This window comes from Bradyrhizobium sp. Pha-3 (genome assembly GCF_042258325.1).
Taxonomy (GTDB): Bacteria; Pseudomonadota; Alphaproteobacteria; order Rhizobiales; family Xanthobacteraceae; genus Bradyrhizobium; species Bradyrhizobium elkanii.
This window is the reverse complement of record NZ_CP170151.1, coordinates 3,263,807-3,285,601: the sequence shown is the minus strand read 5'-3', so window position 1 is coordinate 3,285,601 and position 21,795 is coordinate 3,263,807. Positions and strand designations below refer to the sequence as shown.

Below are 21,795 nucleotides of genomic sequence, written 5' to 3'. Positions count from 1 at the left end.
GCATCGCAGAACGATCGGTACGGCTCGCTCGCGCGTTCGATTCGCGACCGCAAATTGAAGCACGTTGATTCATGCCGGCCCCAGCGGGGCCGGCATGAATCCAGGTTCTCAAGCCCCGACCTTCCTGGCGGCAGGAACCGTCCAGGTGCCGTTGATGATCGAAGGGTCGGTTTCCTGCGGCCAATACATTCGCAGCATGAGTATGAAGTCTCCCTCGGGCGCCGGAAGCCAGTTCGACTCCTTGTCTTTGCCGGGGGAGTCCTTCTGAATGTAGAGATCGGTCGAGCCGTCCGGATTTTCCTTCAGATTTTCCCGCGCACTGATCGAATATCGGTTGAGCGGATTGTTCACGAAGAAATAGCCGCTGTCGTACATCGTGAGCGACCAGAATCCCTCGGCCGGAGGAAGGTGGCCTTTGGGAAACCGCATGACGTACTTGTTCGCACCATTGTACTTGCGGTCATCCACATCCTTTTGCGAGGTCGGGTAGACCGCATCCTGCGGGCGGTTGGCGCCAAGCCCGATCGCGGTCACCAGGGCCCGCATCAGATAGTCGGTACCGTAGATGCCGGTTTTCGTCGTGAACGCAAAGCCGTTCTCGTCCTTGACGGCCTTGTTGACCTTGAACTGAAGCATGATCCTGTCGAACGACACCTCCGGGACGCGCTTCAGGAAGTCCGCCTTCAGCTTGGTCTCGTCAAAGTCGCGCCCGGGTACGATGCCGATGCGGGCAAATTTGGCGAGTTGGGCCGCGTCCGCCGCGTATGGCGGGTTGGTTTTCATGAGCTCGCAGAGCAGCTTGAAATACGACACCGCGTCCATGCGATTGACCTGTTCGCGGACAGCCGTCTTCATGTCGATCGACGGATCGACCTTTCCCGGAGGTGGCGTGTACGGCTTGCCGTAAGCACTGAGCGGAACGAGCTTGCACTCGTCCTGCAGCTTGTGGACGGCTGCATAGTCCTCCGGCGTTCCGGTGCAATAGATGCGGCCGAGCAGCCACACGATGTTGGTAGGCGATTTGTACTCCCTCACGCCATCCGGCAGCGTGCCCTTCCAGCCGGGCCCGGTGATGGCATAGGTTTGTGCGCCGGTGCCGGTGGTGCGCTTCCCCGGCACCTGGAATACCGTCGTCCAGCCATCCAGCATGGGCATCAGGAAATAGCGCCCCTTCATGTCCGGGATGCTGAGGACCCACGGTTCTTTCCCGACGTCGAAGAAGGACGTGGTGTAGAGCGTGTCCGCGTTGGGCGCAGTGACATCGCGGAACGACGCGTCCGGATATTGGCGCAGCTTGATGATATGGCCCATCGGCCCTCGCGTGCCCACCGGCTCCGCGACGTTGGTGATGATCCTCCGCGTCATCTCCATCGTCACCAACGGATAGCCGAATATGTAGGCGTCGCTCGCGAGCCAGAAGTCCTCCAAGCCCTGACCGACACCCAGGAAAGCTCCCTCCTCGGCGACGGCTGGTCGACCTATCGCCGCTCCGGTGAGCAGACCCATTCCGCCAAGCGCAAGATTGCGACGAGTGATCTCCATTGCTCTCTCCTTGTGTGCAAATCGAATGGTTTTCAAACGATCGTCAGGCTGCTTCGACTGTCGGCCTGCCGTGAAAGGTGTCCGATCCCGCGGTTAAGGCTGCATCCTGATCCCGAGCGCCGCTCTCATATCCTTGAAGACCACTGCGATCGCCTCGATGATGAGCTGGTCAGGATGAGCCTTGCAATGCTGGATCACTTCGTGCTCGGCCTCGCGGGACTTCTTGATGTCGAGGTAGTGCTTGCGCGCGAGGCCGTTGTACCAACCGCTGTACCAGGCAGTGAGAAGATCGGCGTCTCCCTGCCACGTTCCGGCGAGTTGCGCGCAGGTCAGCTTCTGAACATCCAGATAGCCTTCGGCGTTGGCATAAGCGCTCAAGTCCGTCTGCGCATGCGCCGACTGAATGCCGGCGACGATCAACGCTGCTGCAATCATGGCGGTTCGTCCCATGATCCCTCTCCTGTGAGCTCGTGTGTTCGGCTTAGATCGGGCCGACCTTCCCTGTCGGCCGAGCGGCTGTGACGCGACGGTCGCGTTGCTCAGTAACAAGGCGGATACGGATAGTATCCGCACCGCGGGGCGTAATAGGGATAGGCTGCCGCAGCTCCAAGCGCGGCCGCACCCGCGACTGCAGCGCCGCGGTAGTAAGCACCTCGCCAGGCGGTGCGGCGAGCAACGCCGGCAAAAGACAGCGGCGTGAATGGACGACCGATGATGTCGATAAAGATCGACGCCGGTCCATCAGCCCCCGCAAGGTCACCTTCGAGCATATCAACATCGAAAGTCAGCCTGTCGCCTTCGAGCTTGGGCGATTTCAGGACGACGACGGCGTCGGCTACCGATGATCCGTCTTTCCTGAACCCGGACACGGTGGCGTTTGGAGGATCTTTCGCGAAATTGTCACTGCCGTTGCCCCAATCCTCGACAATTCGCGACGTGAGATCGTGACCAGCCGCCCTCACGGGCCGATCGGCGAACACGATCGCATTCGGTGAAACCCCCGTCAGCACAAGCTTCCCGTCCTTCAAGCTCGCACCGCGCGAGTTGAGGACGAAGAGCGATGGCACGACTTCCGGCTTTGCCTGACCTATCGACTTCTCTAGCGGTACGTGTGGTTTGCTCTCGGGGGCAGACTGGGAAAGCACCTTATGGGGAGCGGCAATCAATCCGGCGACACAAAATACGAACAGAGCTGAGCGAAGGGTCATGTTTGTTATTCCTTTGGGGAGCGCAATTTCGGCAATCAGCTTCGCTAAGCATTTCGCGCCAATTCAAATCGCGCGTCTTGCCATTTCGCGCCAATGATCGGAATTGTCATTGCCGAGCGGCGTGAGACCTCTTGCGATGGTTCGCTCGGTTTTGCCTATCGGCAAGTTGCCTGTAGATGATGGGTTGAATTTTCATCAAACGCACGAAAGTACGGCTGAAGCTGCTGGGGTTGCTGTAGCCGACGAATTTCGCGATTTCCGACAGTGGCTTGCCTGAGTCCACGAGTAGGCGACAAGCGATGTTCAAGCGAACTTCCGCAAGCATTTCGCTGTGGCTGGTGCCGATGCCACCAAGGTAACGCTGTAGCGTGCGCGAGCTGATCTTGAGGGCACGAGCGGTGCTATCAAGGGTTGCGTCACCGTGTCGCAGCGACGCGACAATGACTGCGCGGACCGCCTGGACTGAAGGCAATCGGACAGCTCTCATCGGTTGGGCTGAGGCGTGAAGCCCGTGCTCCTGCAAGAGAAACGACGCTCCAAGATAAAGCAGTTTCCGGCATCGATCTGGCCATCAGCCGCCAAAACTTTCGCCAAGCGGAATTCGTCGAACGTGTTGTTGCACCCGGTTGCTCGATAAAGACAACCCAAGAGAGTTCCGGCCTGCTAAGCTGCGATCGCGGCCAAACTTCTTGGGCAGGTAGTAATGACCGTCATTCCATTGACCCGCTGTCAATTTCTGATCCCATTCGCTGAGCTTCATTCTGAGATAGGCGGCCCGACAGCAGCACTTCTCGCCAGATTTCAACTCCCGACGTCCTTTGAAGAAAAAGCGGATCATTACGTGCCTTTGCTGCCGGCGGTTCGGTTCGCGACGGCCGCTCAGCAAAAGCAGGGCCTGTCGGAAATTGCCTTTCGCGCAGCCCAACGACTCTCGTTCGAACATTTGAGCGAAACCATGCGGGCGCGGGTGCGCCATGCGCCAACCCTATTGGTTGCCCTACAGCAAACATGCCGGTGGGCCCCGTGCGAAGATACAATCCTCCAACTATGGCTCGAGCCAAGCGGCGAGAGTTTGAGGATTTGCAGCAAGCTCGTTGGGACGGAGGGCATTTCCCATCTTGAGATATCCCAGTGGCTTCAGAACATTTTCGTCCTGCACATCGTCCGTCAGTTCGCCGGGGCGAGTTGGTCTCCAAGAGTGATTGCGTTTGAAGCGATCTATACGCCGAGCCCTGAGATCCAGTCGCATTGGCCGAACACGCGCTTCATGTCGGGTCAAAAGGCCTCATGGATCGAAGTGCCGGTCGAACTCCTCAGCCTTGCAAATCCCGCAAATGACTTCCGGCCGGCGCCGTCCGATCACGCGCCGCAGTCATTCGGAAAGGACGTCGTCAGCGCACTGAAGCTGAGCTTGCCCTCCTACCTGGATCAAGGAGGCCTCACTATCATGCAGGCAGCCGAGATGATGGGAGTGAGCACCAGGAGTCTACAACGGAGGCTTTCACTCGCAGGGCTGACATATTCCGGTCTGCTCGAGCAGGCTCGCTTCAACAATGCGGCCAAGCTTCTGGGCGGCACCGAAATCAAGATCATCGACGTGGCATTCTCATCGGGCTATGCCGACCCTGCCCACTTCGCGCGAGCTTTCCGCCGGATTTCCGGCTGCACCCCGCGGGAGTTTCGGGAGAGGTCGAGGAAGGGACAAGCCACGATCGATCGGCCTGCCGCCCGACCCAATGGCAATCGCGCCTAGCGAAGGTTCTCGCATTGAACGCGCCGCCACGTAACACAGGGCTCCCGGCTCCCGGATCGATCTTGAGCGCGGCATTGTGCGCGCTCCTTGTCGCTGTCCCGGTTGCGAAGGCCTTTGCCGCAAGCGATGATGGCCTTGCCAATGCTTCGGTGCCGACGATCTATCTCGACCTCAGGACGACCTACGCGCAGGTTCCGGCAGGATCGCTCGCGTTCGGCTTTGGACGTCCAACGCTGTTCAATACGCAGACGCTTGCGGCATCGGGCGGCGTGGCATTTCCGGCAGGCCTACCAGCAGCGAAATCCCTCAATATGGATTTTCCGCTGACGGTCGATGTCACCGAAAGCGTCTCGCTCTACGCCGGCGTCTCTGGCAGTTCGACGAACTTCGGAAGCGCCGGCTTTTCGTCCTTTCAAATCACAAGCTGGAACATCGGCTTCCAGGCCGATTTATATCAGCAGAACGGCGGGACCTTTCCTACGGCGACGCTGCAATCGACCGTCACACAGTCGATTCCCAATGCTCCGCTGGGCACAACCTCCTTCAACAACATTCTCGAATTTGACTATGCGCTCGATTCCGATGAGACCAGAGGCTTCCTCAGCGGCATCCAATACACGCGAACCGACGTCGATGGTGCGCTGGGAAGGGTCAACCCGAACACGATTGCCTACGTTGGTGGCTACTATCAATGGCCGAACAATTGGAAGTTTACCGGCCGCGTGGGCTTGCAATCCTTCGAAGGCGCGCAGCTTCTGAACCTCGCGTCGATTCAGCCCTTTGCACAACCGATCGTGCGGCTCGATCTCGACCGCATGGATGATAATGACAACCGACTGTTTGGCATCACAGCCGAAATCATGTGGGTGCCGAACCCCGCCTATCAACTGACGTTCAGAACGCCTCTGTATGCCGTCAAGAACTAGCCGGCGCACGAGCAAGCAAGCACCGAGACCATCCGACGCGGGTGCGAGCGACCCACCCCCGGCCGTGCTCCGACGACGGGTAGATCTACCCCGGGTCAGCTTGACCGTGTCCTCTGCGGCCATCACCGGGTCGGCCATCGGCCCGCCGGGATGCGGCGCCAATCGGTGCAGCGACACGTCCCAACAGTCATGGCGTCGGCCGTCACCTCGAAAACCGAAGCGCGCCGGTGGCAACCGATCGTCCGGCTATCGCTGATCGTCGAACGGCTTGACCGAGTGGGCCGGCGCGCGCACCGGCTGGATCGTCAGCCGATAGGCGATCAGGTTGGTGCCATCGAATGCCTCGAGCAAGTGGTCGCAAACGGGACAGTGATACTCACCCTTGGCGCCAGGTTCGGACCATAGCTCCAACCGCCGGAAACCTGCGCCACAGCACGCGCACGTTACATCCGCTTTCCGCACGTTGTTCCTCTTGGCAGGGTTCCGCAGGACGTGAAAACACCAGGTGAACTCGGCAAAGAAACGATGGCTGTCGCCTGACCGAGGCGAAAGCAAAATGTCATGGAACTCAGGTTCGCATTCTAGGCAAGATGCTTCGGCAGCAAAGTGCAGATTGTGCCTGGGGCGGTTGATGACAGCTGCCTGTCCTTTTTCGAACGCGCGCCCTGCTGCATTCCGTTGATCTACGTCAAGCTCGCGCGCCGAAATTGTCGCAGCTTCGCGGCTCGTAAAAATCGTCCGCGAGGGAGGACACGCCATGCTTCGTTGTATCCTCGCCGCTCTGGCGGCTCTGGTTTTCGTTGCTGTCTGCATGATTCCTGATGACGCCTATGCCCGCCGTGGAGGTGGCGGCGGCTTCCGCGGTGGCGGAGGCGGTTTTCACGGCGGCGGAATGCGCGGCGGTGGCATGCATGTAGGTGGTGGAAGGGTACATGGTGGAGGATATCGCGTTGCCGGCCGTCCAGGTGGCCGACCGATTGCAGGGCGTCCGGGCTATCCCGGTCGACCGATTGCGGGGCGCCCTGGCCGCCCGGTCGCCGGCTATCCCGGCTACGGCAGAGGCTACTATCGGCCAGGCTGGGGCTATGGCGCTGCTGCCGTCGGCGCAGCGGCCGCGGCCGGCGCGTATGGCGCCTATGGCTACTACGGCAACCAAGGCTGCTACTACAATGAATACGGGCAAATGATCTGCCCGCAGAACCAGTATCAGTATTGATCCGGCTGAGCAGCAGTCGATGGACATGCGGTTGCACCGCACGGGCTCGCTGTCGAGCTTCGGTCAGGCATCGGCATGTCCATGTTGAATGGATCGACCGCAAAGGAACGCCACGATGGCCATCGTGGCGGTCCCTTGAATTTGCGTTCCCGAGGAGACGGCTAGATGGAGTACGACGCCTTCACCGACGCGAGCCTCAAGATGATGTACGAGGCTGTTCGCGGCGCGCTCGAAGCCGACGATGAGTTCGCGGCAAACGGTGAAGAGCCAAAATTCCGGGTCCGGTCCACGGCCGAATGGAAGCGGCATGCCAGCAATCTCGAGGCCGAGATTCTGAAACGGGGGCTCCAGATCGACATCATCGACTGGACGAAGGGCCAGGACGAGCTGTCGCTCTAAACCTATCAGGGGTCCGCGGTGCCGGCACGATCACGCTCGCTGTTGGTCAAACCGGGCCGTGCGATCCCGGTGGCACCATGTACAGGGTCATGGCGAAAATCACATAGATGAGCACGAGCAAGGCGCCGATAAACCATGCCGACCGCCCGCTGTTCGTGATGAAGCAGGACGTCACGGAGGCGATCATGACCATCGTCACGGCACCCGGCCAGAACTGCAAATCCATCGGCTTCGGACCGACGACGTAGCTCAGAAGCACCAGCGCCGGCGCGACAAACAAGGCGATTTGAGACGCGCTGCCGAGCGCGATGCTGACGCTCATGTCGAGACGGTTCTTGCGTGCCGCGGAAAACGCGACCGCCATTTCTGCCGCGGCGCCGACCAGCGCGACGATGATGAAACCGACGAACGCCGGGCTCAATCCCAGCGTCTCGCCCGCCTTCTGCACCGAGTTCACGAATATTTCGCTGACCAGTGCGACCAGCACCGTGACCACGAGAAGGGTGCCTATTGCAAGTCCGATCGGCCAGCCGGCGCCGCCGGTTTCGCCATGCTCCTCGCTTGCAAACAGCTCCTTGTGTGTCTTGAGCGAGAACAGCAAGCCGAGTCCATAGACACATATCAGCAGCACAGCGAGGCCCGTACTGAGAGCCAACGCCATCGCTTCGCCGCGCGCCGGATCGAGGTCGGCAACAGCCGATGGCGCAAGCAACGCAATCGTGGCCATCAGCAGCAGCGCTGCGTACATCCTTCCGCCGGCCCGATTATATTCCTGAACGTGATGGCGGAGCCCACCGAGCAGGAATGATGCGCCGAGCATGAAGAGTGAATTGGTGACGATGGCACCAGCGATCGATGCCTTGACCAGCATGTATTCTCCGGCATGCAGCGCGGCGATCGCGATGATCAGCTCGGTCAGATTGCCCAAAGTTGCGTTGAGCAGGCCTCCGACCGCATCGCCGGTTTTCTCTGCGACGCTTTCCGTCGCGTGGCTGAGAAGGGCGGCCAACGGCACGATGGCAAGGACAGCGAGCACAAACAGCGCGGTGTGGGCGGACGGAGCTGCCGTCTCGACCGCCAGCACGATCGGCACGAAGACCAGCATCCAGAGCAGTGGATTATGTCGAATTTCCTTGAGCAGAAGGTGCATGGTACCGCCCGGTCGAAACGAGGTCGAAAGCAGTTTCTGAACACCGCAGGCAGCGTAACCTTGATCTAGCTCAACAATCCGGCGCCACCGTCGCGCCGGTCACGGCTTGAGCCGGACCAGCCGATCCGGAACCTCACGGAATTTCCCGAACGGTCAGAAGCGCGTCCATATTTTCCGGCTCCTCCCCCTTTTGACCTAGATCAACCCGTGGCCGATCAGATTGCGGTTGTTCTCGCGGACATCCTTGATGAGCAGCTCAGGAGCTTACAATGACGAGGAACGCAGCTGTCGCAGCAATTGCATTTTTGGTGACGACCTCGTCTCTCGCTTTCGCAGCAGAGACATCCACGACGGTCGGAGCTGCGCAACCCAGCGCCGCCGACCTGAAGAGCCTGACGGATATGCGTGTCGGGATCGTCAAGGCCGCCTTGCAGCTGACACCCGATCAGGAGAAATACTGGCCGGCCATCGAGGAGGCCATTCGTGCGCGAGCGAAAAACCGGCAGGCTCGGTTGGAGCGGATTGCCGAACTCCAGGAGAACGGACCGATGGAGGTCCTTGGCGGAAGCAATCCGGTCGAAATGATGCAACGCAGGGCAGACCGGCTGATTCAGCGCGGGACCGATCTCAAGAAGCTCTCCGATGCCTGGGAGCCGCTCTACAAGACATTGAGCGATGATCAGAAGCGAAGGATGGCATTCGTGTCGTTCGCCGTCATGCGCGGCGTGCGAAACGCGATCGAGCAGCGTGGCGGTCCGGACGACGAGGACGAATAAGGCCAACCGGACGCAGGCGAGCATCCCCTGCTGGTTTGTGCGTGAAATGATTGGACGCTCGATCAAGGGCGAGCGTCGCACGTACCCGCCAAACGAAAACGCCGTACTGCAACCGTCCATCTATGTTTCGGGCGATTCCATGTTGCGGCGCGCACAGTCGCTTCGCCGGAAAGCACCGCGTCCATCAACCCGGTCATTCCGGCGGCGGAAAGCGGTCGAAGGTCGGCAGCTCATGCGCATCCTCCATCCAGCGCAGCCGCTCCGCGACCTGGATATGCATCGTGGCCGGCACCCGATCGGGATCGTCATAGGTGCCGCTCTGGATGTCGATGAACCCGGGCAGCATGTTGCCATTGGTATAGAAAAGTCCGCTGCCGCAGTTCGGGCAGAAGTGCCGCCGGCCATGCTCCGAGGATCGGTAGATCCTGGGCTGCCCCTTGGTCACCTTGACCATGCCCTCGGCAACCATCACCCAGCCGACCATCGGCGCGCCGGCGTGGCGCCGGCAATCGGTGCAGTGACATAGCGCATGGACGACCGGTTCGCCGGTTACGCCGGTGACGTCAGCCATGTTTTCCTCCGCTCGATCAGTGGTTTGCCGGGTCGATAACGCTGCGAGCAGCAACGCTTCAATTGCGCATCTTGCCCTTGCGTCGAGCTGTCGCGCGGTCCCCTGCGCCCCCGATCATGCGGGCCTCACGAAATCGTCATCCCTGCCCTCGGCCGCGCCAAAGCCCCGGGAATAAAGCCCCGGCCCCGCCGATCATCTTCCCGGAAACCCAATCCCTGGGCCCACGGGAGACTTGCCATGAGCGGACACGATCACGACCATCGCGATGAGGAAAAAGGCGTCAGCCGACGCAAGGTGCTGGAATGCATGACCTGGGCCGGCACCGGCGTGCTGTGGACCGTCACCGGCGGCGTGCCGCATTCGCTCGGCATCGTCGGCTCGGCCGCCGCTGCGGAAGCGGCGCCCGGCATGACCTTCATGCAGATCAGCGACAGCCATGTCGGCTTCGACAAGCCGGCCAACCCGAACGCCATCGGCACGCTGGAAGAGGCCATCAACAAGGTCCGGGCGATGCCGGTCAAGCCGTCCTTCATGATCCACACCGGCGACATCACGCATCTGTCGAAAGCGTCCGAATTCGATGACGCCGATCGCATCATCTCGCAGGCCAAGCTCGACGTGCACTACGTGCCGGGCGAGCACGATTTCATCGACGAGGAGGTCAAGCTCTACAAGGAGCGTTACGGCCGCGGCACCAAGGGTCCGGGCTACTATTCCTTCGACGCCGGCGGCGTGCATTTCATCGGCCTCGTCAACGTCGTCGACCTCAAGGGCGGCGGCCTCGGCAATCTCGGCAACGAGCAGCTCGAATGGCTGGAGAACGACCTCAAGGGCCGTTCGAAGTCGACGCCGATCGTGCTGTTCGCCCACATCCCGCTGTGGACGGTCTATCCGCAATGGGGCTGGGGCACCGAGGACGGCGCCCGCGCGCTGGAATACGTGAAGGGCTTCGGCTCGGTCACCGTGCTCAACGGCCACATCCACCAGGTGATGCAGAAGGTCGAGGGCAACGTCACCTTCCACACCGCGCGTTCAACCGCCTTCCCGCAGCCGGCGCCGGGCTCCGCCCCCTCGCCCGGCCCGATGAAGGTGGAGGATACCAAGCTGCGCAGCATGCTCGGCGTCGCCAGCATCAACTTCAAGCAGAACAGCCAGCCGCTGGCGATCATCGACACGCCGCTGCAAGGCTAAGGGACACGACCGATGAGTTCGATCAATCGACGCGACTTCGGGATTGCCGTGGTCGCGACCATGCTGCTGCCGATCACGGTGGCCCGCGCCGAAGATACCGCGGTTCACATCGACAACTTCTCGTTCACCCCGCCCCAGCTTGACGTGAAGGTCGGTACCACCGTGACCTGGACCAACCGCGACGACATCCCGCACACCGTGGTGTGTGCGGGCAAATTCCGCTCCAAGACCATGGATACCGACGGCACCTTCTCGTTCACCTTCACGGAGCCCGGCGAGTACAAGTATTTCTGCTCGCTGCATCCGCACATGACAGGCAGTGTCAAGGTTGGGTAACGTGACAACCCATACAATCACAACCATGCCCGGCCGGTGGCCCTCCGCCCCCGGCCGGGCACGAGCCGTCTCTCGACATGCCGGGCAGAACACGATGGTTGTCAACGCGTCGCAAGACGATCCCGAAAAGGCGCGGCGCTTCCGCGAGGCCGCGCTGCCGTATCTTGACGACGCCTATACGCTGGCCCGCTATCTGCTGCGCGATGCCGCCGACGCCGAGGATGCGGTGCAGGAATGCTATCTGCGCGCCTACAAGCATTTCGACAGCTACCGCGGACCTGCGATGAAGCCGTGGCTGTTCGCGATCCTGCGCAATGTCTGCCGTGCCGAATATGCAAGGCGCAAGACCGCCCCGACCGCGGTCGAGGAGTTGCCCGAAGGCGGCGAGCAGACCCCGCTGTGGAATGAAGCCCCGGAGACCCCGGAAAAGCAGCTGCTTCGCCGCTTCGACGGCGAGACCGTGCGCAAGCTGGTCGCGGCGCTTGCCGAGCCGTTCCGCGAGACCTTCGTGCTCAGGGAAATCCAGAATCTTTCATACCGCGAGATCGCCGATGTCGCCGCCGTGCCGGTCGGCACCGTGATGTCCCGCCTCGCGCGCGCCCGCGCCATGCTGCGATCGGCCTGGCTTGCGGAACAGGAGCAAGCGAAATGACCTGCGAGGAAGCCGGAGTGCTGATCCACGCGCTGATCGACGGCGAACTCGACGCCGGCCATGCGCGCGAAGTGGAAGCCCATGTCGAGGGGTGCGCGCATTGTGCCGCGCTCATGAAGGAGTACCAGGAGATCCGCCAGGCGATCGCCGAGAGCGATTTGCGCTACAAGGCGCCGCTCGAGCTGCGCCGCAAGATCGAGAGGTCGCTGCCGCAACCACAAGCGCAGGCGGCGCCGACCCGGCGCTCGGTGCTGCGCGGCTTCGCGCTGGGCTCCGCGGTGTCGGCGATGGCAGCGACCGGCCTTGTCGCGATCGTGCTGCGCAACGATGACGAGCAGCGCATCGAGAACGAGGTGGTGTCGGCGCATCTGCGTTCGCTGCAGGCCGGCCACCTCACCGACGTGATCTCGACGGATCAGCACACGGTCAAGCCCTGGTTCAACGGCAAGCTCGACGTCTCGCCGCCGGTGATCGATCTCACCGCGCAGGGCTTCACGCTGATCGGCGGCCGGCTCGACTACGTCAACGCCCGCGAGATCGGCGCCGTGGTCTACAAGCGGCGCCAGCACGTCATCAACCTGTTCGTGGCGCAGACCGCGAACACCGAACGCAAGGCGGCGAAGATCTCGACGTTGCAGGGCTTCAACATCCGCCGCTGGAGCGACCGCGGCCTGAACTACTGGGCGGTCAGCGATCTCGGCGCCGACGAGCTGGGCGAGTTCGGCGACAAGTTCGAGGGCGCGATGCGCGCGAACAAGGAGGGATGAGTCTTGCAGCCCGGATGGAGCGCAGCGTAATCCGGGGATGGTCTTACCCGCTGTGAGAACCCCGGATTTCGCTTCGCTGCATCCGGGCTACAGGTTCGAAACTACGCCGACTTGCGCACCGCGTTGTCGACCAGCGTCTTGCCGAGCGACCAGATCGCGCCGGGCACCTTGTGGCTGCCGGCGATCACGTCGTCGAACGACTTCTCGATCCAGGTGCAGTCCTCTTCGGTGATCGTGAGCGGCGGCAGCAGCTTGATGGTGTGGAGGCCGTGGCCGGCGACCTGGGTCAGGATCTTGTGATCCTTGAACAACGGAACCGTGATCAGCTGGCAGAACAGGCCCTTGTTGGCGGTCTCCAGCAGATTCCACGACGCCTTCAGCCGCAGCGATTTCGGCGGGCCGAACTCGACGCCGATCATCAGGCCCTTGCCGCGCACTTCCTTCATCAGTTCATAGCCGGGCACCATGCGCGTCAGCGCAAGACGGAGCTCGGCGCCGCGTTTGGCGGCGTTCTCGACGAGCTTCTCGGCCTTGATGACGTCGAGCGTGGCGATGCCGGCGGCCATCGCCAGATCGTTCTTGGCGAAGGTCGAGCCGTGCACGACCGCGCGATCCATCTGGTTGAAGATCTTGTCGAAGATGTTCTTGCGCGTCAGCAGCGCGCCGATCGGCACGTGACCGCCCGACAACGCCTTCGCCAGCAGCACCATGTCGGGCTCGATGCCCCAATGCTCGATCGCGAGGAATTTTCCGGTGCGGCCGATGCCGGTCTGGATCTCGTCGGCGATGAACAGCGTGCCGTATTTGCGACACAGCGCCAGCGCGCCGGGCAGGAACTCGTCGGTGGGCATGTTGACGCCCTTGCCCTGGATCGGCTCGACGATGAAGGCGCCGACCTGGCGCGACGTCAGAGCCTTCTCCAGAGCCTCGAGATCGTTGAAGGGAATCGGGGTGCAGCCCGGCAGCAGCGGCTCGAATCCGCCGCGGAAATTCGAATCATCCGTCAGCGACAGCGCGCCGTAGGACAGGCCGTGGAACGAATGCCCGCAATAGACGATACCGGGGCGGCCGGTCGCGCCGCGCGCGAACTTGATCGCAGCTTCGACGGTTTCGGCGCCGGAATTGGCGAAAAACACCTTGTCCAGATATGGAACATGTTCCAGAAGCCGTTCAGCGAGCACGCCGGCGAGCGTCGAGACATCGAGTTGCACAAGATTGGGCAGATCGGCGTCGAGCACGCTCTTCAGCGCCTGGCGCAGGGCCGGATGATTGCGGCCAATCGCAAAAACGCCAAATCCGCTCAATAGATCAAGGTAACGAGCCCCCTGACGATCGAAGAGGTATTGGCCTTGCCCCTTCTGGAAGCCGACGTCGTAGCCGATGGTCTTGAGAACGCGAACGAGCTGCTCGTTGAGGTGACGCGTGTGCATGGCACCGCGCTGCCCCTCGCGCTCCACAAAAATCTCGGAAACGTCTAAATTGGAACTTACCATTCGTTACATACGTCGGTTGATGGCCATCTCGTCAACTTAAAACGCTCGCTAGCGGCGTTTTGACCCCCGCTCGGATCGTCCAGTTAAGCACAGGTTTGGACCATGTTGCACTGCCCAAGAACTTTCGCGCGTACAATAGCCTTTTCAGGTTTATTTTTGGCCACCGTATTATCACCGGCACTTGCAGCGGACCCGACCGGCGACTGGAAGGTCGCTGACGGTGTCGCCACCATCCGCGTCGCCCAGTGTAATGGCAACATGTGGGGTGCGGTGTCCTGGGAAAAAACCCCGGGCGGCAAGGATAAGAACAATCCTGATCCTGCAAAGCAGAGCAGGCCGACGCTCGGCATGCCGATCCTGATCGACATGAAGAAGAAGGCCGGCGCCGATGCGTGGGAAGGTCAGGTCTACAACGCCAAGGACGGCCAGCTCTACAGCTCGACCATCAAGCCCGTCGGCACCGATCAGTTGGAGATCCAGGGCTGCGTGCTCGGCTTCCTGTGCGGCGGCGAGACCTGGACCCGCGTCGGTCCGCCGATTCCGGTGAGCGCCGCCGGCAACCCGGCGGCGAAGGGCACCCAACCCAAGTCAACAGCACCGCAGAAAACCACCGGCGCCGTGGTACCGGCCACCAAGCCGGGTCAAAAGCAGGTCCCGGGCAACGCCAATGCACAGGCTGACGCCGTGAGCGATATCTGCCTGCTTCCGGACATCGCGCGACCGACGCATTAGCGGAAGCCTGCGGGAACACCGTCCGCTGACATCGCGGCTCGGCGGCGCCTGCCGCCAAGCCGGTTCGACCGCGAACCGCCAACGCGTCAGGTGACGTCGTTGGCGATATCCTCCTCCTTGACCTCGCGCGGCTTGCCCATCAGCGCCGGCTGGAACAACAACACCGCCGCGAGCGTGGTGACGAGCGAGAGCGCCAGCAGCTTGCCCATGCTCGCGGTGCCGGGATGGCTCGACAGCCACAGACTGCCGAACGCGGTCGCCGTGGTCAGCGCGCTGAAAAAGATCGCGCGCGTCAGGCTCGACTGCAGCAGATTCGTCCTGCCCTGGCGCCACGCCGTGACATAGTAGATCTTGAACGCCACGCCGACGCCGAGCAGCAGCGGCAGCGCGACGATGTTGGCGAAGTTGAGCGGCAGCCCGATCAAGACGCAGATCTCCAACGTGACGATGCCGGCGACCAGGAGCGGCACCAGCGTCATCAGCACGTCGACGACGCGGCGCAGCGTGAGCCACAGCAGCAGACCGATAGTGACCAGCGCCAGGATGCCGGCGTGGATGAACGCCTTCACGATGACGTCGCCCGACTTCAGGATCGAGACCGGCCCGCCGATCGCGGTCGGCTCGGCGGCGAGCACGGCGTCGGCAAAGCGGCGCAGATTGTCGTTGTCGTTCGGATCGCCCTTCGGCTCCACCTCGACACGCATCAGGCCGTCCTTGGTCTTCCAGCTGTTGACGAGTTCCGGCGGCAGATTCTGCAGCGTGACGGTCTGGGCCTGCAGCGTATTGCGGAGCTGATCGAACACGATCTTCATCGGCGCGACGAAGACGTCCTGCGCCTTGTCGCGGGTCGCCTGGTTCGAACCGGCGAGCTTCTGCAGGGCTTCGGCGAGCCGGCGCGCGGCCGCTGCGCCCGGCCCCTTGCCGTCGCCCGCGGTCTTGCGCAGGCTGTCGACCGAGCTCTTCAGTGACTCGACATTCTCCTGATCCGACGGCGCCGGATCGACCGAATCCGGGTTGAGCGCGGGGCCGAGCGTCTTGGCCGCCTGCGCGATCAGCTTCAGCTTGGCCGGCTGGTCGTCGGGCACGAAGCTGTCGAGCGACATCACGCGCGACACTTCCGGCAGCTTCTCGAGCTTGGCCTCGATCTTCTTTGCGTCGGCTTCCGAGCGCGTCATCACGTTGATGGCGTTGGCGCCGGTGTTCGGATCCTTCCGCAGGTCGAGGAAGGTCGCGATCGATTCCACCTTGGAATTGCGCAGATTGATCGGGTTGAAGTCGAACTTCATGTAGTGGAGCAGCGGCAGGCCCGCGACCGTGACCAGCAGCGTGCCGACGATGATCGGAACGCGATGCTTCTCCAGGAAGAGATCGAGCGGCGCCAGGAAGGCGTAGCCGACCGGCTCCTTCTCGCCGGGCGGATTGAGCAGATCGAGCAGCGCCGGCAGCACCGTGATGCTGGTGACAAACGCCACCAGCATGCCGGCGCCGGCGATCTTGCCGAGCTCCGAGATGCCCTTGTAGTCAGTCGGCAGGAAGCAGAGGAAACCGGCGGCGGTTGCCATCGCGGCAAGCGACAGCGGCACCGCGGAGCGGCGCGCCGCGTTTTCCAGCGCCAGCGTCAGATTGTCGTTCTTGAAGCGCTCGGAGCGGTAGCGAACGCTGAACTGGATGCCGAAGTCGACCCCGAGGCCGATGAACAGCACGGCGAAGGCGATCGAGAGCAGATTCAGCGAGCCGACCATCATCAGGCCGACCGCCGTGGTGATGGCGAGCCCGATGAACAGGTTCACGAACACGGCGAAGATGATCTTGCCGGAATGCAGCGCCATCCAGAGGATGACCAGCACGATCACGACGGTGCCGATGCCGTTGGTGATCGCGCCGTCCTGCACGGTGGCGTATTCCTCGTTGGCGATCGGCACGGGTCCGGTCAGGCGAACGCGCGCGTGATATTCGGTCGGGAATTTCAGATCGGCCGCCGCCTGGCGGATCGCATCGGTCGCGCCCTTGCCCGGCTCCAGCGCCGAATAGTCGATGATCGGCTTGATCTCGATGAAGGCGCGCTTGTCCGAATCAGTCAGCGGCTTGTCGCTGGTGAGCTCGCGCCACGAGAAGGTCGCGTTGCCCTTGGCGAGGACGGTCTCGACCGTCTCGGAAATCAGGTTGAAGGGCGGCGCCGTATTGTCGAGCTTGACCTGCCCGCGCTTGACGCCGGCAAGGCCGGTCTCGAGCGCGCCGGTCAATCCGCGAATCGAGGGATCGCCGGCCATGATCTCGATCAACGGTGCGGCCGCTTCGAGCTGGCCCGCGACCTTGCCGACCTCTTCGGTCGGCAGAAACAAAAGGCCGTTCTTCTCGAAGAATTCGCCGGAGCCGAGCGCGGTGATCGCTTCGAAGTTCTTCTTGTCGGCCTGCAGCTTCGCGGTGAGCGCCTTCGCGGCCGAGCTGGTCAGCTCCGGCGTTGCTGCCTCGACCACCGCCAGGATCAGCCGCTCGCGATCAAACGCTTCCTCGAACTGGTTGTCGCGCTTGCGCCAATCCAGATCCGGCGAGATCAGCTTGTTGATGTCGGTGTTGATCGAGAAGTTGCGGGCCGTGTAGAAGCCGGCGCCGATCGACAGCAACACAGAGATAATCACAACCGGAAGGGCAAAACGCGTACAGGTCCTAACAACGGAGACGACAATATTTGTCAGCACTTCGTTTCTTTCTAATCTCGGGGAAGCATGGCCGAAAACGCCCGCTCTGTAGCGGAGTTCCCGGGACCGATCTAATGTTGTTTTGGTTATCCTCCTCGACGGGACGGCGAGGAGGTTCCAAAGCACAGGAACGGCCACGAATGGCCGGTATAAACCGCATGAGTGGGCGATAAAGTGACGAACAAGTGAGGGAGACGGACGGTCGCAGGAGGAAAAACCACACTATATTACCTCCAATACCCCCTTCTTCGTGATCCAGCCCCACTCGAAACGCTACCTTTTTGCCACAAATCCCTGTATTTCCATGCGCTTGGGGCACAGATCCCGTCCAGGAACTGTGATGGCGCGGACATTGCAACTGACGTTGCGACGTCCGACGTGTGGAGTGCGTTGCCGAAATGGCCGCAGGGCATTGAATGAGATTGGTGCAATTTGCGTAACGGACGTCCGATGGAAGTGTTTCTTGCTCAGCCGCGCGGCTTTTGCGCTGGCGTCGTGCGCGCGATCGAGATCGTCGAACGCGCGCTCGAGAAGTATGGCCCGCCGGTCTATGTCCGCCACGAGATCGTGCATAACAAACACGTCGTCGAGAGCCTGAAGAAGAAGGGCGCGATCTTCGTCGAGGACCTCTCGGAAGTGCCGGCCAAGGCGGTGACCGTCTTCAGTGCCCATGGTGTTGCCAGGAGCGTCGAGGAGGAGGCGGAAGCCCGCGACTTGCCGGTACTCAATGCCACCTGCCCGCTCGTCACCAAGGTCCACAACCAGGGCAAGCGTTATATCTCGAAGGGCCGCGCCCTGATCCTGATCGGGCACGCCGGCCACCCCGAGGTCGAGGGAACCATGGGACAGGTTCCGGGGCCGGTTCTGCTGGTCCAGAGCGTCCAGGATGTGGCGGAACTGAGGCTGCCGAGCGATGCGCCGGTCGCCTACATCACCCAGACCACCCTGTCCGTGGACGACACTAGGGACATTATCGCGGCCCTTCAGGCAAAATTTACAGATATTCAAGGCCCGGATATCAGGGATATCTGCTATGCGACACAGAACCGCCAATCTGCGGTAAGGGACCTGAGCAAACTGGTGGACGTCATTTTGGTGGTGGGGGCCGCCAACAGTTCCAACTCGAACAGGCTTCGTGAAATCGGCACCGAGGTCGGCGTCGCGAGTTATCTCATTGCCGATGGGAGCGAACTCAATCCGGATTGGCTCAAGGATGCGAAGGCCGTCGGCATTACCGCGGGCGCTTCTGCGCCCGAAGTTTTGGTCGACGATGTGATCGAGGCCCTGCGGCGGATCGGACCGGTATCGGTCTCGGTCGTTCCGGGCCGAGAAGAGAATATCGAATTCCGGCTGCCAGCCGAACTGAATGCGGGCTGATCTGAACCCACATCCCTTTGATAAGTGCAGAAAGAAATCGTCTAATGGCTATACCGTTCTTCAAGGAAATGCGTATCGGCGGTTATCTGATCAAGCAGAAGCTGCTTGGCCGCAAACGCTATCCGCTCGTGCTGATGCTGGAACCCTTGTTCCGTTGCAACCTCGCCTGCGTCGGCTGCGGCAAGATCGACTATCCCGATGCGATCCTCAATCGCCGCATGACGGCGCAGGAGTGCTGGGATGCGGCCGATGAATGCGGCGCGCCGATGGTGGCGATTCCCGGCGGCGAGCCGCTGATCCACAAGGAGATTGGCGAGATCGTGCGCGGCCTGGTGGCGCGCAAGAAGTTCGTCTCGCTGTGCACCAATGCGCTGCTGCTCGAGAAGAAGCTCGATCTGTTCGAGCCGTCGCCCTATTTGTTCTTCTCGGTGCATCTCGACGGCCTGAAGGATCATCACGACAAGGCGGTGTCGCAGAAGGGCGTGTTCGATCGCGCCGTCTCGGCGATCAAGGCGGCGAAGGCGCGCGGCTTCACGGTCAACGTCAATGCCACCATCTTCGACGGCCATCCGGCCGAGGAGATCGCCAAGTTCCTCGACTTCACCACCGAGCTCGGCGTCGGCGTCTCGATGTCGCCGGGTTACGCCTATGAGCGTGCGCCCGATCAGGAGCACTTCCTCAACCGCACCAAGACCAAGAAGCTGTTCCGCGACGTCTTTGCGCTCGGCAAGGGCAAGAAGTGGAATTTCATGCATTCCGGCCTGTTCCTCGACTTCCTCGCCGGCAACCAGGAATACGAGTGCACGCCCTGGGGCATGCCGGCGCGCAACATCTTCGGCTGGCAGAAGCCCTGCTATCTGCTCGGTGAAGGCTACGCCAAGACCTTCAAGGAGCTGATGGACACCACCGATTGGGACACCTACGGCACCGGCAAGTACGAGAAGTGCGCCGACTGTATGGCCCATTGCGGCTATGAGCCGACCGCGGCCACCGCGGCGATCAACAATCCGCTGAAGGCGATGTGGGTTGCGCTGCGCGGCATCAAGACATCAGGCCCGATGGCGCCCGAGATCGACATGTCGAAGCAGCGTCCGGCGCAGTACATCTTCGCCGAGCAGGTGCAGAAGAAGCTCTCGGAGATCCGCCGCGACGAGGCTGCGGCCGCCGCCGCCAAGCAGCAAGCGAAGGCTTCCACCGCCGCCTGACGCGCGATGTGAGCGAAAGCAGAACATGAAAGCCCCGGTTCAGCGAACCGGGGCTTTTTTCAGGATGCCGCCCGCTCTTCCAGCCTCGTGCGCAGAAGCAATTTCTCGATCTCCGCCGCGCGCGGCGCGCTGAGTGTGCCACGCTCGATCCCGAGCGGGACATTGCGCAAAGCGAGCTCGCGATACAGCGCGCCGGATGGAGGAAATCGCTCATCCAGCGCCCGGAGGTGCTTGAGGATCGTTCCGACGTCGCCGCGCGCCACGCACCCGCCCATGCCATTCGCCAGTCCGCCGTCGAGAACGGCCGCGACCGTCCCGCGCAGCAGCGGCATCATCGCGCGCAACGCGTCGGCCTCGCTGGCGCCAAAGCTCTTCCAGAGCTCGGCGCCTTCCTTGAGCAGCGCGATCAGGAACGGACCGACGTAATATGCCGACGCATGATAGAGCGCCCGCGCACCGGCCGGCAGCGCCAGCGGTTCGCACCCGATCCGGGTCGCAAGCAATTCCAGGTCACGCCCGAAGTCGCCCTCTGCCTCGATCCCGACGGTGCATCCGCGCAATCCCTCGAGCGCGACGTCCGGATTGGCAAACATCTGCATCGGATGAAATCCGCCGGTCGCGGCGCCTGCGGATTTCGCATGATCGAGCGCGGCCAGTTCGGTCGCGCCGCTGCAATGAACCACGCGGTGACGCGGCTCCCAGCGCAAATCGCGGCACACCGGCAGGATCGCGTCGTCGCTTACGGTGAGGAAAACCATGTCGCAGCTGTCGACGACATGCTGCGCGTCGGTCATCGGCCTTGCCGACGGGATGCGGGATCCAAGCCGCTGCGCGGCATCGGCACCGCGGTTGTAGAACGCCGCGACGTTCAGCCCCGCGCGGGCGAAGGCCGGCGCGAGCGTTTGCGCCACGCGGCCGGCGCCGATGAAGCCGATCCGCAACGCCGCCAGCGCCGTGCTCATTGCGCGTAGCTCCCGTCGATGCGGTCGAGCCTGCGCCGCAGCGCCGGCCATTCCAGCAGGCCGTAGCCGGCCTGCAGATTTTGCGCCGCTTCATTCAGCACCGGATTGGTGTCGCGCTCATTGTCCAGCGTGATCTCGGTGCCGTCAAAGCAGGTCACCGTGTTGCCGATCGCCATCTCGGTCGGCGCATGCAGTGGCCGGCCGCAGCAGAGCGCGTCGACCTGGATCCGGCAGGCCTGCTCCAGCCAGTAGATCGCGTTGAACGCCTGCGGAATCGTGTTGCCGCAAACCAGGAGGCCATGATTGCGCAACACCAGCACATTGTTGCGGCCGAGATCGGCGACGACACGGTCGCACTCGTCCCGATCGATCGCCGGCCCCTCGAAATCGTGATAGCCGATCCGCCCGTGAAACCGCATCGCCGTCTGCGATAGCGGCAGCAGCCCCTCAGCAAGCGTGCTGACCGCGGTGCCGGCCCTGGTGTGAGTATGCAGGACGCAGTTCACGTCGGGCCGCGCGCGATGGATCGGGGCGTGCAGATAGAAACCGGCGACGTTGACGTTGTAGCCGTGGTCGGGCTGCAGCAGGGTGCGGCCCTCGATGTCGATCTTGACGAGGCTCGACGCGGTGATTTCCTCGTACAGCATGCCATAGGGATTGATCAGGTACTGATCGTGATGCCCCGGGACCTGTGCACTGATGTGGTTGTAGATCAGGTCGGTCATTCCGTAGAGCGCGACCAGGCGGTAGCACGCCGCAAGATCGACGCGGGTTGCCCACTCCTGCTCTCCCACGACGGCCCTGATATCGTTGACGGCGCAAACTTCGATCTGACGCATG

At 62.2% G+C, this 21,795-nt stretch carries 22 protein-coding genes; 12 read left to right on the top strand and 10 right to left on the bottom strand.

Going from position 1 to position 21,795, the window contains the following annotated elements:
- Positions 1-108 precede the first annotated feature (108 nt).
- From ACE10X_RS15270 to ACE10X_RS15255, 4 genes are all read right to left on the bottom strand, one after another.
- Entirely contained in the window at positions 109-1,542 is a 1,434-nt protein-coding gene (locus ACE10X_RS15270; RefSeq protein ID WP_038386443.1) for a DUF1254 domain-containing protein, read from the bottom strand.
- A gap of 93 nt (positions 1,543-1,635) precedes the next feature.
- The gene (locus ACE10X_RS15265; RefSeq protein WP_051003117.1) at positions 1,636-1,977 is read right to left on the bottom strand and encodes an HdeA/HdeB family chaperone; all 342 of its coding nucleotides are present in this window, start codon (positions 1,975-1,977) and stop codon (positions 1,636-1,638) included.
- A gap of 104 nt (positions 1,978-2,081) precedes the next feature.
- Entirely contained in the window at positions 2,082-2,750 is a 669-nt protein-coding gene (locus ACE10X_RS15260; protein WP_244435891.1) for a hypothetical protein, read from the bottom strand.
- Between the two features lie 106 nt (positions 2,751-2,856).
- Positions 2,857-3,222 (bottom strand): helix-turn-helix domain-containing protein, encoded by a 366-nt coding sequence (locus tag ACE10X_RS15255; protein WP_375764287.1) that lies wholly within the window; start codon positions 3,220-3,222, stop codon positions 2,857-2,859.
- A gap of 231 nt (positions 3,223-3,453) precedes the next feature.
- Between ACE10X_RS15255 and ACE10X_RS15250 the strand changes: the two genes are divergently transcribed.
- The 4 genes from ACE10X_RS15250 (at position 3,454) to ACE10X_RS15235 (ending at position 7,044) form a co-directional block, all read left to right on the top strand.
- Positions 3,454-4,503, top strand: coding sequence for an AraC family transcriptional regulator (locus tag ACE10X_RS15250; protein ID WP_038386442.1), 1,050 nt, complete (start codon positions 3,454-3,456; stop codon positions 4,501-4,503).
- 59 nt (positions 4,504-4,562) lie between these two features.
- Positions 4,563-5,429 (top strand): hypothetical protein, encoded by an 867-nt coding sequence (locus ACE10X_RS15245; RefSeq protein WP_038386449.1) that lies wholly within the window; start codon positions 4,563-4,565, stop codon positions 5,427-5,429.
- 757 nt (positions 5,430-6,186) lie between these two features.
- On the top strand, positions 6,187-6,645 hold the full coding sequence (locus tag ACE10X_RS15240; protein WP_080583440.1) for a hypothetical protein: 459 nt from the start codon (positions 6,187-6,189) through the stop codon (positions 6,643-6,645).
- A 165-nt stretch (positions 6,646-6,810) separates the two neighbouring features.
- Positions 6,811-7,044 carry a hypothetical protein gene (locus tag ACE10X_RS15235; protein ID WP_028338677.1) on the top strand — a complete coding sequence of 78 codons (234 nt, stop codon included), beginning with the start codon at positions 6,811-6,813 and terminating at the stop codon, positions 7,042-7,044.
- Positions 7,045-7,090: 46 nt separating this feature from the next.
- On the opposite strand, the gene cax is transcribed toward ACE10X_RS15235, so the two are convergent.
- Positions 7,091-8,194, bottom strand: coding sequence for a calcium/proton exchanger (gene cax, locus ACE10X_RS15230; RefSeq protein WP_038386439.1), 1,104 nt, complete (start codon positions 8,192-8,194; stop codon positions 7,091-7,093).
- A gap of 308 nt (positions 8,195-8,502) precedes the next feature.
- Between cax and ACE10X_RS15225 the strand changes: the two genes are divergently transcribed.
- Positions 8,503-8,970, top strand: a complete 468-nt coding sequence (locus ACE10X_RS15225) for a Spy/CpxP family protein refolding chaperone (RefSeq protein ID WP_244435892.1) — start codon at positions 8,503-8,505, stop codon at positions 8,968-8,970.
- 193 nt (positions 8,971-9,163) lie between these two features.
- Here the strand turns inward: ACE10X_RS15225 and ACE10X_RS15220 are convergent, their stop codons facing one another.
- Positions 9,164-9,541, bottom strand: coding sequence for a GFA family protein (locus tag ACE10X_RS15220; protein ID WP_038386437.1), 378 nt, complete (start codon positions 9,539-9,541; stop codon positions 9,164-9,166).
- A 237-nt stretch (positions 9,542-9,778) separates the two neighbouring features.
- Here ACE10X_RS15220 and ACE10X_RS15215 point away from each other — a divergent pair, with 237 nt between their 5' ends.
- The 4 genes from ACE10X_RS15215 to ACE10X_RS15200 all read left to right on the top strand — a co-directional run bounded on the left by ACE10X_RS15215 (position 9,779) and on the right by ACE10X_RS15200 (position 12,487).
- Positions 9,779-10,732: a metallophosphoesterase gene (locus tag ACE10X_RS15215; protein ID WP_304556532.1), complete on the top strand. Its 954-nt coding sequence runs from the start codon at positions 9,779-9,781 to the stop codon at positions 10,730-10,732.
- Between the two features lie 12 nt (positions 10,733-10,744).
- Positions 10,745-11,068 carry a cupredoxin family copper-binding protein gene (locus ACE10X_RS15210; RefSeq protein WP_038386434.1) on the top strand — a complete coding sequence of 108 codons (324 nt, stop codon included), beginning with the start codon at positions 10,745-10,747 and terminating at the stop codon, positions 11,066-11,068.
- Positions 11,069-11,162: 94 nt separating this feature from the next.
- Positions 11,163-11,720, top strand: coding sequence for a sigma-70 family RNA polymerase sigma factor (locus ACE10X_RS15205; protein WP_018270594.1), 558 nt, complete (start codon positions 11,163-11,165; stop codon positions 11,718-11,720).
- On the top strand, positions 11,717-12,487 hold the full coding sequence (locus tag ACE10X_RS15200) for an anti-sigma factor (protein ID WP_038386433.1): 771 nt from the start codon (positions 11,717-11,719) through the stop codon (positions 12,485-12,487). The genes ACE10X_RS15205 and ACE10X_RS15200 overlap by 4 nt, the downstream gene beginning before the upstream one ends.
- 101 nt (positions 12,488-12,588) lie before the next feature.
- On the opposite strand, the gene hpnO is transcribed toward ACE10X_RS15200, so the two are convergent.
- Positions 12,589-13,980 (bottom strand): aminobacteriohopanetriol synthase HpnO, encoded by a 1,392-nt coding sequence (gene hpnO, locus ACE10X_RS15195; protein ID WP_038386432.1) that lies wholly within the window; start codon positions 13,978-13,980, stop codon positions 12,589-12,591.
- A 102-nt stretch (positions 13,981-14,082) separates the two neighbouring features.
- On the opposite strand from hpnO, the gene ACE10X_RS15190 reads away from it, so the two are divergent.
- Positions 14,083-14,712, top strand: a complete 630-nt coding sequence (locus ACE10X_RS15190; RefSeq protein WP_375764286.1) for a DUF2147 domain-containing protein — start codon at positions 14,083-14,085, stop codon at positions 14,710-14,712.
- Positions 14,713-14,798: 86 nt separating this feature from the next.
- Here the strand turns inward: ACE10X_RS15190 and ACE10X_RS15185 are convergent, their stop codons facing one another.
- Positions 14,799-17,411: an MMPL family transporter gene (locus ACE10X_RS15185; RefSeq protein WP_038386430.1), complete on the bottom strand. Its 2,613-nt coding sequence runs from the start codon at positions 17,409-17,411 to the stop codon at positions 14,799-14,801.
- A 450-nt stretch (positions 17,412-17,861) separates the two neighbouring features.
- Between ACE10X_RS15185 and ispH the strand changes: the two genes are divergently transcribed.
- The gene (gene ispH / locus ACE10X_RS15180; protein ID WP_304556533.1) at positions 17,862-18,788 is read left to right on the top strand and encodes a 4-hydroxy-3-methylbut-2-enyl diphosphate reductase; all 927 of its coding nucleotides are present in this window, start codon (positions 17,862-17,864) and stop codon (positions 18,786-18,788) included.
- A 44-nt stretch (positions 18,789-18,832) separates the two neighbouring features.
- The gene (hpnH, locus tag ACE10X_RS15175; RefSeq protein WP_038386429.1) at positions 18,833-19,993 is read left to right on the top strand and encodes an adenosyl-hopene transferase HpnH; all 1,161 of its coding nucleotides are present in this window, start codon (positions 18,833-18,835) and stop codon (positions 19,991-19,993) included.
- 59 nt (positions 19,994-20,052) lie between these two features.
- Here the strand turns inward: hpnH and ACE10X_RS15170 are convergent, their stop codons facing one another.
- Both ACE10X_RS15170 and ACE10X_RS15165 read right to left on the bottom strand, forming a co-directional pair.
- Positions 20,053-20,955: a Rossmann-like and DUF2520 domain-containing protein gene (locus ACE10X_RS15170; protein WP_038386428.1), complete on the bottom strand. Its 903-nt coding sequence runs from the start codon at positions 20,953-20,955 to the stop codon at positions 20,053-20,055.
- Entirely contained in the window at positions 20,952-21,794 is an 843-nt protein-coding gene (locus ACE10X_RS15165; RefSeq protein WP_038386427.1) for a class II aldolase/adducin family protein, read from the bottom strand. The genes ACE10X_RS15170 and ACE10X_RS15165 overlap by 4 nt, the downstream gene beginning before the upstream one ends.
- Position 21,795 lies beyond the last annotated feature (1 nt).